We start from the raw sequence: 13,593 nt of genomic DNA, 5'->3' as shown, positions 1-13,593 counted from the left end.
GCACGCACGGCGCGCAAAAAAGCGCTGGGAGGCTCGGGAGGCTCTGTGGACCGTATTGGGGGAGCAGCCGCGCCATAAGCGGAGCGCCTCCAACAGCGCAACGCCTGAAGCGAGTTCAGCCGTTGCGCCAATAAGAAGTGAGCGCCATGGCCACCATTCTGCTGCTCGAGCCACATCCTTTATTGCGTCTTGGGTTGCGCCATCTGTTGTCTCAGGCGCATGTCCCCGGCGATCTTGTCGAACTTGACGCAGCCAGTGCGCACGAGCCCGATCCATGGACGCATCATGCCGATCTGCTGATCTTCGGCCTGCCCGCGGACGCCGAGCGCGGCTGGACGGCGCTGGCCGATATCTGCCGCCGCCTGCAGCCGCAGCGCGTGCTGGTGCTGGCCGATCAGGTGCCCGCGCCATTGCCCGCGAGCGGCCTGCCGGAGAGCGTGCGCGGCCTGCTGGCCAAGAACTGTTCCTCGGATGCGCTCGAAGCGGCGATCCGACTGGTGCTGGCTGGCGGCGAATGCTTCCCGTCGCAAGTGCCGGCCTCGCGCCAGCACGATGCGGGTGCCGCGTTGGCCGAGGCGCGCCACCTTGCCGCGCCGATCGTGGTGCCGCTGCATACGGTGCCGGTCGATCTGCCCAGGACGAGCGGCCCGGCCGCCGTGGAAACGCCGGCCGCCGGCGCACATCTGCTCAATATCACCGAGCGCCAGTACGAAGTGCTCGCACTGCTGGCGCGCGGCTATCCGATCAAGACGGTCAGCCGCCTGCTCAATATCTCGGTGGCCACCGCCAAGACCCACGCCTGCACGCTGTACCAGCGCCAGCATGTGCGCAACAAGGGCGAAGCCGTGTACGTCGCACTGCAACGCGGCGCCACGCTGAACTGGGCGGGCCCCGCTCCCGTGCGATCCACGCACGTGTCGATGTCGGACCTGTCGGCGCGGGAGGCATGTGAGGCCGCCTGAATCGCCCACCTCCCAGCTGGCAGCCGCCCGCTCGCCTCCTCCTTCCGCCGGTCCGCCCCTCAGCCAAAAGCATGAGGCGGCGGCCGGCCGCGCTTGCTAACTTTCTATGCAGGTCCGGCGCCGGGGACAGCCATCTTTCAAAAAAAGAATCCCTCATCGCCATCGTCCCAGTTCGAATCCGATGCCCCCGACCCAGGGCTAATACCGCCGGTGCACCACACCTCAAGCGGACACACGCGTTTTAAGCGCGGATGGCTTTTCGATGACGACCTATCTGATCGCCAGCAATGAAATGATGTGCCGCATCCTTGCGCGACGCATGGCTGGACAGGACATCCCCACACCCGTGCGCTGGCACGGGCCCGAATGGCTGCGTGACGACGCCGCGCCAGTGCAGATCCATTCCGTCGACAATCCCGATCAGGCCGAGCCGTTGCCCGCGCAGCCCGTCGCGCTGGCGCTGGTCGACACCAGCGGCGTGCAGGATCCGCACGCGCTGCTCGACCGCGTGCACGCGCGGCTCGCGCCGCGTCGCTGGCTGGTGTTGTCCGATGCGCTGGACGCCGAGCTGATGACGCATGCTGCGCGGCTCGGCGCCAACGGCTGCCTGGCCGTGCCCGCGCCGGTGGAACTGGTGTGCGCCGCGGCCGCGCTGGTGTGGGCCGGCGGGCAATGCTTTCCGCGCAGCGCGCTGACGCTGCTGCGCAAGCTGCATCCTCAGGACACCGCGCCGCCGCCGTTTGCCCGCGCCCCGCGAATATCTCCGGATGGATCTACTGCCATCGGATGAGGGCGCGCAGGCGCCGATACGACTATGCTGATTGTGCTCGCGATCAGAAGCCGGCGCCTTGCCGAGGCCGGCCGTCGCGGGGAGCAGGGGGTCGTATGGAACGCAGTCTCGATATTCTGGTCGTCCACGGATTTGCCGTGCGCGAGGGCCGGGACAAATGGGCATGTTGTTATGAGATACGGCTCGCCATCATCGGCGGGCCGTTGTTGTATCGGGGCGAACTGCACGGGCGACGCTTCGTGAGCGAGGCCGCCGCCGTGGTGGCGGCGCAGGAGATCGGCCAGCAGGAGGCCGCGCGCCATCTGGCTGCAGCGCAGCGGATGGTCGTCGCGCTGAGGCACCCATCCCTGCCTTGATGCGTAGAGGCATTGAACCCGAACGCCGCGCATGAGCGGCATCGCGCATCGGCGTTGCGAGAGCGGGTTTGCCGGGTTTGCCATATCGGCGTGAAAAAAAAGAAGCCCGCCGACCGGGGGACCATGCGGGCTTTGAAATGGCCGCTCACATGCATGAACGACCATCCCTTCGACCATATCGAATCGCGACGCGCGACTGTATCAACCAGAAGACGCATGCCATGTCGGCATCTCATCCCTGCATTTGCCGATGCCAAAAAACCGCGCGGCGAGCATTGAGGCGCATGCGCGGTCATTGCGCGGGCGCCGCGCATCGTGCGGCAGGCCGCATTGGCCTCATGCTTCGGGATGGATGCCGTGCGCGGGGGGACACAATCGCGCGGGCCGCATGCTACGCTGACCGCTCCCACGTCGGCGCATTGCCCTCGGCCGACGCTGTCCGCTGCCCACCCTTGATGGCCGTCGCAACATGCACCGTTGGCAGTTGATCACCTTCTTCGGCGAATCCGCGTTCCTGTTGCCGTGCGCGGTGTTTCTCTACGTGTGGCTGCGCTGGCATGGCGCGGCGCGCGTGGCGCGCCACTGGCTCGTGGCGTTCTCGGTCACGGCGGCAGTGGTGCTGGCCTCCAAGGTTGCGTACATCGGCTGGGGCATCGGCAGCGAGGCGATCGACTTCACCGGGTTCTCGGGCCATTCGATGATGGCCGCATCGATCCTGCCGGTGCTGCTCTACCTGGCGATGCCGGCCAGCCGGCCGGGGCTGAGCCTGCTGGGCGCGCTGGCCGGCGTGCTGATGGCGCTGGCGGTGGGCGCCTCGCGTCTTGCGCTGCATGCGCATTCGGTGTCCGAAGTGCTCAGCGGCCTGTTGCTCGGCTTCTGCGTCAGCCTGCCGTTCATCATGCGCCATGGCGTGCCGCGCGGACCGCTGACGATGCTGCTGGCAACGGCGGCGCTGGCCAGCATGCCGGTGCTGCCGGTAGGCGGCCTGACTGGCGTCACGCACAACCTGGTGACCGAGATGGCGCTGTTCCTCTCGGGGCGCGAGCGTCCTTACCAGCGCGGCGAATGGACCGCCTTGCCCACATGCCGCGCGTGTGTCGTCGACGATACCGCGCGCGACCACGGCCGGCACGGCGGCCGCGCCGAAGTCCAGTTACGGCCCACCAGCGCGCGCCGCCCCACATAGCGCAAAGCCCTGCCCGCGGCTGTGTGCGCCCGCCCACAGACGCTCCCGGACCCCTGCGCAACCATGCCTCAAACACGTCGCCCGCAAGGGCATTGGGGCGGTCATGGCATCGAACTGGAACGTCGCCGTCGAGCGGCATAGCGCGCTTCACTTCCTCTACAGACTCTCCGACGCATTGCTGATCGCCGCGGCCGGCATCGCCATGGGCGCGCTCTATTTTCCGGGCGGCATCCGCGAGGCCGCGCCGGTCAACGGCTTCCTCACGATGCTGTGCGCGATCGGCGCGCTGGTGGTGTTTCCCGCGTTTGGCGTCTACGAATCGTGGCGCGGCCGCAGCCAGGCCGTGCTGGCGTTGCGCATCTGCTCGGCATGGGCGACGGTATTCGTGGCGGGCCTGCTCGGCGCGTTTCTGATTCATCAGATTGCCGCGGTGTCGCGGGTCTGGTCGATGGGCTGGTTCATCAGCACCACGCTTGCGCTGCTGACGTGGCGCGCCGTCATGTACCGCATGCTTGGCAACGTGCGCGAACAGGGCATCAACGCCAAGCGCGTGGTGATCTTCGGCTTCGGTCCGCTGGGGCGCGAAATGTACATGCGCGTGCAGCGCATCCGCACCGCCGGCTATCGCGTGGTGGGCGTCTACGACGAGCATTGCCAGTCGATTCCCGGCAGCGTCACCACCTTGCGCACGATGGCCGAGGTCAACGCGCTGGTGCGCAGCCAGGGCGTGAGCGAAATCTGGCTGACGCTGCCGATGGCGGCGTGTCGCGATCTGTCCGATGTGGTGCGGCAGTTCGGCAATCAGTTGATCGATATCCGTTGGGTGCCGGACGTGTCGTCAGTGGAGCTGCTCGGTCATCGCTTCAGCGATTTCATGGGGCTGCCCGTGATCGACCTGAACGCGCCGCCGGTCTCGGGCATCACCGGCTTGCTCAAGGCCAGCTTCGACCGCGTGTTTGCCGCGGCGGTGCTGATCGGCCTGAGCCCGGCGCTGCTGACGATCGCCGTGATGGTCAAGTGTTCGTCGCGCGGACCGGTGCTGTTTCGCCAGCAGCGCCTGGGCATCGATGGGCACCCGTTCCACGTGTACAAGTTCCGCACCATGCGGCTGCATGCCGATACGGGCGTCACGCAGGCCACGCGCGGCGATCCCCGCGTGACGCGCATCGGCGCCTTCCTGCGCCGCACCAGCCTGGACGAGCTGCCGCAGTTTCTGAACGTGCTGCGCGGCGAAATGTCGGTGGTCGGGCCGCGCCCGCATGCGATGGAACACAACGAGATCTACAAGGAACTGATCGACCGCTACATGCTGCGTCATCGCGTCAAGCCAGGCATCACGGGCTGGGCGCAGATCAACGGCCTGCGCGGCCAGACCGACACGATCGAGAAGATGCGCAAGCGTATCGAGTTCGATATCTATTACATCCAGCACTGGTCGTTCCTGCTCGACCTTCGCATCATCGTGCGCACCGCCTTGCACGGCTGGACCGGCGCGTCGGCTTTCTGAGGCCGCGGTCGGCGCCACGCAACACCGCCCGCCTTGGTGCGACATCGCACCGAGCGCGGCGCGCAAAAGCCCTGGAATGGAGCCCGTCAACGCAAACGGAGAGGTCGAATGAAAGCAATCATCCGCAATATTCTCGCCGAAGTGGCGCGGCTCGACGTGCCGCTGGCCTCGCTGGCCGACAACGATGATCTCTATGCCGCAGGCCTGTCGTCGCTGGCCACCGTGCACGTGATGCTGGCCCTCGAAAACGCCTTCGATATCGAGATCCCAGATCAGATGCTGACCCGGCAGTTATTCCGCAGCGTCGATTCGCTGGCGGCGGCCGTCGAGGTCATCCGGCAGCAGCAGGAGGCAGCATGAACACCGCCAAGGTTGCCCTGGCGCACGCCAATCCCGAGCCCGTTGGCGGCGATGCGCTGATCGACGCCGCACGCGAGGCCGGTGCGGTGGCGCAGCGTTTTGCCGATGCGGTCGATCGCGAAGCGCGCTTCCCGCACGAGGCGTTCGAAGTGCTGCGCGAGCAGCGCCTGCTGGGCGCGATGGTGCCCGTCGCGCTGGGCGGCAGCGGCGCGTCGCTGGCCACGGTGGCGGCCATCGGCAAGGTGCTGGGCGAAATGTGCGCATCCACCGGCATGATCTACGCGATGCACCAGATCCAGGTGGCGTGCCTGCTCGAACATGGCGGCGGCAGCGCCTGGCACCAGCAACTGCTGTCGCGCGTGGCGGGCGAGCAGTTGCTGCTGGCTTCGGCCACCTCGGAGGAAGCGATCGGCGGCGCGCTGCGCAGCAGCGGTTGCGCGGTCAACGTGGAGGGCGAGCGCTTTCACCTGCTGAAGATGGCGCCGACGATTTCGTACGGCGCGCATGCCGACGGCATCCTGATTACCGCACGCCGCCACGCCGATGCATCGCCGTCGGATCAGGTGTTGGTGTGCGCACTGAAGCCCGATTACACGCTGCAGAGCCTGAACACGTGGGACACGCTCGGCATGCGCGGCACCTGCAGCAACGGCTTCCGGCTCGAAGCGACGGGCGCCGTGGAGCAAGTGCTGCCGGTGCCGTTCGGCGAGATTGCCGACGCCACCATGACGCCGGTGTCGCACATCCTGTGGAGCGCGCTGTGGCTTGGCATCGCTGGCGATGCGGTGTCGCGCGCCAAGACCTTCTTCCAGGGCCAGGCGCGCGCGCGTCCCGGTCAGTTGCCGCCCTCGGCAACGCGCGTGGCCGAGGCGGTCAGCATGCTGCAGATGATGGAAGGCCGGCTCGATCTGGCGCTTGCGCATCAGCGCGCGCGTCACGCGGGCGCATCGGTGTCGGCCGCCTTCGCGCTGGCCGCCGAGATGAATGGCCTGAAGACGGCGATGTCGACCATGGCGCTGGAGGTGGTGCAGCAGGCGCTGCTGGTATGCGGCATGGCCGGCTACAAGCACGGCACGCCGTTCAGCCTGGGCCGGCATCTGCGCGACCTGTGGTCCGCGCCGCTGATGATCAACAACGATCGCATCCAGACCAATACGGCCAACCTGCTGCTGGCCGACCGTTCCTGAGGAGCCATCGATGGACGCCCATGCATTGACCGATGCGGCCCAGGGAGGCGGCGCGGCTGAATCGGCCGCCGCGGCGTCGCCGACGTATCTGGAGAAACTGCTGGCCGCGGGCCTGCTGATCGACACCGGTGTGCAGGGCCTGTACGGCCGCAGCGCCGTGTTCGAAGGCCTCGCCGACGGGCTGAATGCCGCGATCACGCGGATCGGCGCCGACCAGCAGGCCGAAGTCCTGCGCTTTCCGCCCGCCATGGGCCAGCACGATTTCGAGACCAGCGAATACCTGAAGAGCTTTCCAAACCTGGCCGGCACGATCCACAGCTTCTGCGGCGACGACCGCGGCCATCGGCGCCTGCTGGCGCGGCTCGAGGACAAGCAGGACTGGACCGACCAGCAGGAACCCACCGGCGTGGTGCTGACGCCCGCCGCGTGCTATCCGATCTATCCCGTGGTGGCACGGCGCGGCCCGCTGCCGCCGCACGGCAAGGTGGTCGACGTGCTGTCGTATTGCTACCGGCACGAGCCCTCGCTGGAGCCCACGCGCATGCAGCTGTTCCGCCAGCGTGAATACGTGTGCCTGGGATCGCCCGAGCGCATCGTCGCGTTCCGCCAGCTGTGGATGGAACGCGGGCAGGCGCTGGCCGAGTCGCTGCAATTGCCGGTGCAGGTGGATGTCGCCAACGACCCGTTCTTCGGGCGCGGCGGCAAGATCGTGGCGGACAGCCAGCGCGAGCTGAAGCTCAAGTTCGAACTGCTGATCCCCGTGAACGACGGCGCGCCGCCCACCGCGTGCATGAGCTTCAACTACCACATGGATCATTTTGGCGCGCTGTGGCACATCGGCCTGGCCGACGGCGGCACGGCGCACACCGGTTGCGTGGGATTCGGCATCGAACGGCTGGTCCTGGCGCTGCTCAAGCACCACGGACTGGACCCGGCCAAGTGGCCGCAACCGGTGCGCGAGACGCTGGGAGTCGTGTAAATGTACGGTGACGGCAAGGCGGTACGCACGCGCGGCGGTGCGCACGCGCTGCACGGGGGCAACCCGGTGTGGTCGCATGCCAATCGCCATATCGACCTGTGGGTCGAGTTGTTACATGGATGGGATTTCGAACCTATCGCGGCACTGCCTTTCACCGTCACGCTCGATTTCGAGGGCGACCAGTTCACGTCGTCGAACATCCCGCCCGCGGACCTGGAGCGGCTGTATGGCATCGTGCGCGACGAACTGTCGACCTACGGCAGGCTCGAAGCCCACGTTGCCGCGCAGACCAACCGCGGCAACGCGGTGCTGCTCGAGGTGGACAACTACCAGTTGCCGCAGCCGGCCGGCACCTATCGCCGCCAGCATGCGCGCGCCTGCATCGCCATCGACGTGCTGGTGCCGGAAGCCACGGCGGTGGGCTATTACCACCACGACGGCTATCACACCGCCAGCGGCGACGACTACCTGGCGATCTTCCGCACGCCGGGCCACGAAACCATGTGGGGCGTGGCGACTTTTCCGCAGGCCGAAGTAGTGCGCCGGCGCTTTGCCGCGCAGAGCGGCGACGGCCTGTTGCGCACCTCGTTGGAGCTGCTGCGCGGCCATCTGGCGCGGCGCCCGCGCGAGAACCCGATCACGGCGTTCCGCGCGGCGTTTCCCGCGCACCTCGAACAACTGATGGCGCGCGGCGAGCCGAACTTCCAGATCTACGCGGCCAGCTTGCTGCGCCAGCTGGGCGCCAATTTCGAACTGCTGGGCCGCTACGTGCGCTGGCTGGTCATGAACGGCCAGACGCTGCCCGATTCGGTCGCCGAGGCGTGCTACACGATGGCGTCCGAAGCCATGGTGATGCAGTTCCGCCTGATGCGCGCGGTGATCAGCCGCAAGACCGACACCTGCGAAGACTGCCTGGAGCAGTTGGAAATGGCCTACGTGGGCACGGTGCCCGCGCTGGCCGCCCACTTCGGAGAGACCGTGACATGACCGCGCGCGACCCCGCACCAGCCTTGCTGCCAATCCTGCGGCCCGGCGTGGCCGTCGGTCCGTCGCGGCTCGAAGGCGACTGGACCCTGCTGGAAACGTTTGCCAACGCGGCGGCGCATCCGGGTGAGCTGTCCGATACCGGCCATTGGCTGCCCGCCATCGTGCCCGGCACCGTGGCCGCGGCGCTGCGCGCGGCCAAGCGCTGGGACGACGCCGCGCCGCCGCCGCTGCACCAGCATGACTACTGGTATCGGCTGCATTTTTCCGGCAGCGGGCGACGGCTGCTGCGGTTCAATGGCCTGGCCACCATCGCCGAGGTCTGGCTCAACGGCGTGAACGTGCTGACCACGCACCACATGTTCGCCGCGCACCAGGTAGAGGTGGAACTGGCCGGCGCCGACAACGTGCTGCACCTGTGCTTCCGCGCCATGCATCCGTGGCTGCGCACGCAGCGCGGCCCGGTGCGATGGAAGCCGCGCATGATCCAGCCGCCCACCTTGCGCGCGGTGCGCACCACGCTGCTCGGGCATATGCCGGGCTGGTGTCCGCCCGTACACGCGGTGGGGCCGTGGCGCGACATCGAATTGCTCGATCCGGCCGGCAGCGATCCCACGCACGGCGTGCGCGCCGAGTTGTCCAGCCAGATCGAGGGCGCGGACGGCGTGGTGGCGCTGCAGCTGCATTTTCCCGGCGAGGCGCCTGCGCATGGCGCGTTTTCGGCGATCGGTCCGGACCACGCCGTGTGGCATGGCGACCTGCGGCGCATCGATGCGCATACGCTTTCCGGCACCCTGCGCGTAAGTGACGCGCAGCGCTGGTGGCCGCACACCCATGGCGACGCGGCGCTGTATCGCATCGACGCCAGCGTGGGCGGACATGTGATGGCCTGCGGACGCGTGGGATTTCGCACGATTGTCGAGGACCGCGACGGGGACGCGGGCGCGTTCGCGTTGCGCGTGAACGGCGAGCGCGTGTTCTGCCGCGGCGCCTGCGTGTCGAGCCACGATCTGCCCGGTCTGGCCGATACTGATGAAGCCGTGGCGCGCTGGCTGCGGCTCGCGCGCGATGCCGGCGCCAATATGGTCCGCGTGAGCGGTGTCACCTGCTATCCGGGCGAGGCGTTCTATCGCCAGTGCGACGAACTGGGCCTGATGGTGTGGCAGGACTTCATGTTCGCCAACTTCGACTATGGCGGCGAATCGAGCCTGGGCAGCGCGTTTGCGGACGATGCGCGACGCGAAGTATCGCAATGGCTGACATCGACGCGCGCGCATCCGAGCCTGGCCGTACTGTGCGGCGGCAGCGAAGCCGAGCAGCAGGCGGCAATGATGGGCGCGCCGCGCGACGCGTGGCGCCAACCGCTGTTCGATACCCTGATTCCCGCACTCGTCAGCACGCATCGCCCCGACGTGGTCTACGTGCGCAACTCGCCAAGCGAAGGCGCATGGCCGTTCCAGCCCAATACTGGCGTGTCGCACTACTACGGCGTGGGCGCCTATCAGCGCCCCCTTGCCGACGCGCGGCTGGCCAACGTGCGTTTCACGTCGGAATGCCTGGCGTTTGCCAACGTGCCGTGCACGCGCACGCTCGCCGAGGCCGGGCTTTCGCAGCCGCTGCACGATCCGCGCTGGAAGGCGCGCGTGCCGCGCGACGCCGGGTCGTCGTGGGATTTCGAGGACATCCGCGACTTCTATCTGCGCGCGCTCTATGACGTCGATCCGCCGCGCCTGCGCTACGAGCGCCCCGCGCGCTATCTGGCGCTGTCGCGCGCAGTGGTGGCAGAAATCATGACCGAGGTGTTCGGCGAGTGGCGTCGCACCGGCTCCACCTGCCAGGGCGGCCTGGTGTGGCAGTTGCAGGACCTGTTGCCGGGCCCGGGTTGGGGCATCGTCGATGCGCGCGCGCGGCCGAAATCGGCGTGGCATGCGTTGCGGCAGATCTGGCAGCCGTTGCAGGTCATCCTGACGGATGAGGGCCTGAACGGGCTGCACATCCATCTGATCAACGAGACCGCCGCGCCGCGCACCGTGCGCTTGACGCTGCGTTGCCTGCGCGATGGCGAATTCACGGCGGCGCAGGCCACGCGGACGCTGACGCTCGCGTCGCGCGAATCGCGCCGGCTGGAGGCAGCGGCCCTGCTCGACCATTTTTTCGATTTCACCTACGCGTACCGCTTCGGGCCCCCCGCGCACGACGTGGTGATAGCCACGCTGCACGACGATGCGCCCGATGACGCGGCGCCAGGCGAGCCGCCAGCGCCAGGCAACCGGTTGCTCAGCCAGTCCGTCTTCCTGCCCGACCGGCGCGCCAGCGCGCTGCGCGACCCGGGCCTGCGCGCCAGCGTGGCGTGCGAAGACGGCGTCTGGTGGCTGACCGTCAGGGCGCAGCGCTTTGCGCGCTGGGTGCATATCGACGACCACGCCTATCTGCCGGAGACCGACTGGTTCCACCTCGGCCCGGGCGAATCGCGGCGCATCCGCCTGATGCACGATACGGCCGGCATGGCCGGCGCCGGCGCCATCCCTTCGGGCGAGATCGCCGCGTTGAACGCGGATCGCCCGCTCGCTTACGACGCCTGATCTCATCCTTCTCCAACCTTTGTCGCACCGCCCGCCAGGCCGCCCCTGGCGCGGCGCCGCACATTTCCCTCCGCCACCCGGCCAGTATCCCCACCTCCGCCGCGGCGCGCGCTTCTCGTCCGTTTGCCCTCCATCCAACCTACCAAAGCATGACGGCCCGACCTATCCGTCTGCCTAGTGTCGATTCTGTTCTGCATGGCACTTAATACAGTCAACAACGAAAGACAAAACCGCAGCGGGCCGAAGCAAGCCTGGCGTCGGTGAGTTTCACGGGTGACGGCCGCAAGGCTGTCAGGCATTCGCCAACATCTGCAATGGGTGGGGCGGCGAAGTCGGGTCACACGCCATGCGGGCGTTGTCTGCTGGCGCGCACACCGATGGTCGCTCCTGGGTCGTAAGGAGAGAAAAACATGATCACGCATCGGTCGGACTTGCATGTCAATCATCTGCTCAGCGCACTGCCGCGTCATGAATGGGACGCCCTGTCGCGCCACTTCGAACTGGTCCGCCTGCGTGCAGGGGAGCTGCTGACCGATTCCGGCCAGCGCATCGTCCATGTGTATTTCCCCACCACCTCGGTGGTGTCGCTGCTGTCGCTGTTGGAGGACGGCGCCACGGTGGAATTTGCGGCCGTCGGCAACGAAGGCCTGGTTGGCATTCCCGTGGTGACGGGCGGCGACACCATGCCCAGCCGTGTGGAAGTGCGCAGCCCCGGCTTTGCGTACCGCATTCCGGCGCGTGTGCTGCGTGGCGAACTGGCCCAGCTGCCGGCACTGCAGCGCGTGACACTGCTCTATGTGCAGGCCGTGCTCACGCAGATCGCGCAGACCGCCGCCTGCAATCGCCATCATTCGCTTAACAAGCAACTGTGCCGCTGGCTGCTGCTGGCGATCGACCGCATGAGCAGCAACGAACTCGTGATCACGCAGCAGGTAATCGCCAACATGCTGGGCGTGCGGCGCGAAGGCGTGACCGAAGCGGCCGGCAAGCTGGAGGACCTGGGACTGATCCACCACAGCCGCGGCCATATCACTGTACTGGACCGCTGCGGGCTCGAGAAGCATTCGTGCGAGTGCTACAAGCTGGTCAAGCGCGAGTACGATCGCCTGTTGCCGGCGCTGGCGCTGGCGCACGCCTGAGCGGCCATCGCGCGCACGATGGCAGACGCCTCTCGCATCGCGCCGCCTGACGGTGGCGCGACGCGAGAGGCGTTTTCGTTGATGCGTGCGCGCCGGCCGCCGCGCGCCGCGCGCTGCGCGCTTCAGCAGCGGGCACGGCGCTCAGGCATGGGCAGGATCGATCGTGCCGAAAGAGGACACCAGGCCGCTGATGGCGGTGTCGTAGGCGGACTCCAGATTGTCGAGGCATTCGCTGCATGCATCGGCACGGCGCCGCGCCACGGCGCGCGCCAGGCGGAACTGCAGCACCTTGCATTCGGCTGCGATGGCCTCGGCCGCGCCGCTCACGGCGGTCGGCACCGGATAGCCGTGTTCGCCCAGCCAGTTCAGGCAGTGCTGAAGCATCTCGAAATTGGCGCCCAGCTGGCGCGGCAGGTTAAAGCCGTAGTGGTGGAAGTACGCATCGCCGCGCGCGAGGATGGTGTCGACCTGCGCCGGGAATTCGGTGCGCCAGCGCGACACCGGATTGCGTGCCGGACGCCGCCCGAGATGGCGGCGCATCAGTTGCGCCACGGCATTGGCCAGTGCGCGCCCCTGCAGCGCGGGCCGCACGCGCTTGGCACACTCGGCGTACGGAAACAGGATATTGCCGTTGCCGCTCAGCTCCGGCGTGATCCGCATCAGGCCGCGGTAATCGTCACCGTCCACCGTGTAGTGGCCCAGGCTATGAAAGTAGGACAGCCGCTGCGCGGCGGGTTCGATCGCGTCGATGGCGATGGTGGTCTTGACGTGGCCGGTGCGATAGGCCGTGGCGCGCGTGTCGGGCAGGTAGTAGCTGTCCACCTCAACCAGCATGGCGTGGCCGCGCTGCACCTGTTCGGCGATATGGGCTTCGAGTGTGTCGTAGACCGCCGTTTCCTGCACCACGGTGCCGTACAGCAGTTCCAGATCGGCCTGCGGATACTTGAAGAACGTGAAGTGATCGCCTTCGTAATCCTGCGCGACGGTGAAGGGCAGCGCAGCGCGCGGATCGAGATGCCAGCCATAGAGCAGTTCGATCCACAGATCCATGTAGCAGTTGGTTTCCTGCCAGATCGCCGTATCGCCGTGCAGCAGCCGGGGCGGCGCGACGACGGGGCGGGCCGCCTGCGGATCAGGCGAAGCAGACGGATCGAATGGCGTGTCCGCCACGGCATGCGCTGTGCTGTGCTCCATCTCTTGTCCTCCGGGTTCGGATCGCAACCGGCCCTGCGCCGGTCGGCCAGGCGCGTGCGCGGCCATCTGCATTGGAGCCCAGGCGCGCGCGCCAATCGGTACGGTGTCCAACAAAGCCGGCGCGTGCGCCAGGGCGCCGCGCCCGCCCAAGCGTGTGCGGAATCGAACAGAGGTCTGGCACTGCGCATTCCTACACTGGGCCCACTCTCTCTGGCCGAGGAGCGCGCGCGGGCGTTCGCGCCGCGCGCCGCGCAAGGTACGAACGGCCGCAATCCCGTACGCAGGAACGAGCAGGAGGCATGATGAGAAATCCAACCGGGACACCGCGTTCGCCCGCCGCCATCCACACCGTGATCGACGTGGCGGA

At 67.7% G+C, this 13,593-nt stretch carries 12 protein-coding genes; 11 read left to right on the top strand and 1 reads right to left on the bottom strand.

What is annotated here, in order from left to right:
* Positions 1-146 precede the first annotated feature (146 nt).
* The 11 genes from F7R19_RS20320 (at position 147) to F7R19_RS20270 (ending at position 12,032) form a co-directional block, all read left to right on the top strand.
* Positions 147-962 carry a response regulator transcription factor gene (locus F7R19_RS20320; protein ID WP_150981795.1) on the top strand — a complete coding sequence of 272 codons (816 nt, stop codon included), beginning with the start codon at positions 147-149 and terminating at the stop codon, positions 960-962.
* 262 nt (positions 963-1,224) lie between these two features.
* Positions 1,225-1,752, top strand: a complete 528-nt coding sequence (locus F7R19_RS20315; protein ID WP_150981794.1) for a response regulator transcription factor — start codon at positions 1,225-1,227, stop codon at positions 1,750-1,752.
* Between the two features lie 95 nt (positions 1,753-1,847).
* A complete protein-coding gene (locus F7R19_RS20310; RefSeq protein WP_061955617.1) occupies positions 1,848-2,108 on the top strand; it encodes a hypothetical protein in 261 nt (86 codons plus the stop codon).
* A gap of 469 nt (positions 2,109-2,577) precedes the next feature.
* Complete coding sequence (locus tag F7R19_RS20305; protein ID WP_150981793.1) at positions 2,578-3,294, top strand: phosphatase PAP2 family protein; 717 nt, start codon at positions 2,578-2,580, stop codon at positions 3,292-3,294.
* 103 nt (positions 3,295-3,397) lie between these two features.
* The gene (locus F7R19_RS20300) at positions 3,398-4,801 is read left to right on the top strand and encodes an undecaprenyl-phosphate glucose phosphotransferase (RefSeq protein ID WP_150981792.1); all 1,404 of its coding nucleotides are present in this window, start codon (positions 3,398-3,400) and stop codon (positions 4,799-4,801) included.
* Between the two features lie 108 nt (positions 4,802-4,909).
* Positions 4,910-5,161, top strand: coding sequence for an acyl carrier protein (locus tag F7R19_RS20295; RefSeq protein WP_061955613.1), 252 nt, complete (start codon positions 4,910-4,912; stop codon positions 5,159-5,161).
* Positions 5,158-6,348, top strand: a complete 1,191-nt coding sequence (locus F7R19_RS20290) for an acyl-CoA dehydrogenase family protein (protein WP_150981791.1) — start codon at positions 5,158-5,160, stop codon at positions 6,346-6,348. The genes F7R19_RS20295 and F7R19_RS20290 overlap by 4 nt, the downstream gene beginning before the upstream one ends.
* Positions 6,349-6,358: 10 nt before the next feature.
* Entirely contained in the window at positions 6,359-7,327 is a 969-nt protein-coding gene (locus F7R19_RS20285) for an amino acid--[acyl-carrier-protein] ligase (RefSeq protein WP_150981790.1), read from the top strand.
* Positions 7,328-8,314 (top strand): DUF1839 family protein, encoded by a 987-nt coding sequence (locus F7R19_RS20280; RefSeq protein WP_061955607.1) that lies wholly within the window; start codon positions 7,328-7,330, stop codon positions 8,312-8,314.
* Entirely contained in the window at positions 8,311-10,893 is a 2,583-nt protein-coding gene (locus F7R19_RS20275) for a glycosyl hydrolase 2 galactose-binding domain-containing protein (protein WP_150981789.1), read from the top strand. The genes F7R19_RS20280 and F7R19_RS20275 overlap by 4 nt, the downstream gene beginning before the upstream one ends.
* A gap of 410 nt (positions 10,894-11,303) precedes the next feature.
* A complete protein-coding gene (locus F7R19_RS20270; RefSeq protein ID WP_061955603.1) occupies positions 11,304-12,032 on the top strand; it encodes a Crp/Fnr family transcriptional regulator in 729 nt (242 codons plus the stop codon).
* Between the two features lie 141 nt (positions 12,033-12,173).
* On the opposite strand, the gene F7R19_RS20265 is transcribed toward F7R19_RS20270, so the two are convergent.
* Positions 12,174-13,226, bottom strand: a complete 1,053-nt coding sequence (locus F7R19_RS20265; RefSeq protein WP_150981788.1) for a DUF1839 family protein — start codon at positions 13,224-13,226, stop codon at positions 12,174-12,176.
* Positions 13,227-13,593: the final 367 nt, after the last annotated feature.

The sequence above is a fragment of the Cupriavidus pauculus genome, from assembly GCF_008801835.1.
GTDB classification, from domain to species: Bacteria; Pseudomonadota; Gammaproteobacteria; order Burkholderiales; family Burkholderiaceae; genus Cupriavidus; species Cupriavidus pauculus.
Note: the sequence above shows the minus strand (reverse complement) of the source record. Positions and strands in the feature narration are given on the sequence as shown.

Excerpts from the sequence above, each read along its gene's own strand:
- F7R19_RS20320 (WP_150981795.1), top strand. The coding sequence starts at position 147 with ATGGCCACCATTCTGCTGCTCGAGCCACATCCTTTATTGCGTCTTGGG.
- F7R19_RS20290 (WP_150981791.1), top strand. The coding sequence starts at position 5,158 with ATGAACACCGCCAAGGTTGCCCTGGCGCACGCCAATCCCGAGCCCGTT.
- F7R19_RS20270 (WP_061955603.1), top strand. The coding sequence starts at position 11,304 with ATGATCACGCATCGGTCGGACTTGCATGTCAATCATCTGCTCAGCGCA.
- F7R19_RS20310 (WP_061955617.1), top strand. The coding sequence starts at position 1,848 with ATGGAACGCAGTCTCGATATTCTGGTCGTCCACGGATTTGCCGTGCGC.
- F7R19_RS20315 (WP_150981794.1), top strand. The coding sequence starts at position 1,225 with ATGACGACCTATCTGATCGCCAGCAATGAAATGATGTGCCGCATCCTT.
- F7R19_RS20295 (WP_061955613.1), top strand. The coding sequence starts at position 4,910 with ATGAAAGCAATCATCCGCAATATTCTCGCCGAAGTGGCGCGGCTCGAC.
- F7R19_RS20300 (WP_150981792.1), top strand. The coding sequence starts at position 3,398 with ATGGCATCGAACTGGAACGTCGCCGTCGAGCGGCATAGCGCGCTTCAC.
- F7R19_RS20265 (WP_150981788.1), bottom strand. The coding sequence starts at position 13,226 with ATGGAGCACAGCACAGCGCATGCCGTGGCGGACACGCCATTCGATCCG.
- F7R19_RS20280 (WP_061955607.1), top strand. The coding sequence starts at position 7,328 with ATGTACGGTGACGGCAAGGCGGTACGCACGCGCGGCGGTGCGCACGCG.
- F7R19_RS20305 (WP_150981793.1), top strand. The coding sequence starts at position 2,578 with ATGCACCGTTGGCAGTTGATCACCTTCTTCGGCGAATCCGCGTTCCTG.
- F7R19_RS20275 (WP_150981789.1), top strand. The coding sequence starts at position 8,311 with ATGACCGCGCGCGACCCCGCACCAGCCTTGCTGCCAATCCTGCGGCCC.
- F7R19_RS20285 (WP_150981790.1), top strand. The coding sequence starts at position 6,359 with ATGGACGCCCATGCATTGACCGATGCGGCCCAGGGAGGCGGCGCGGCT.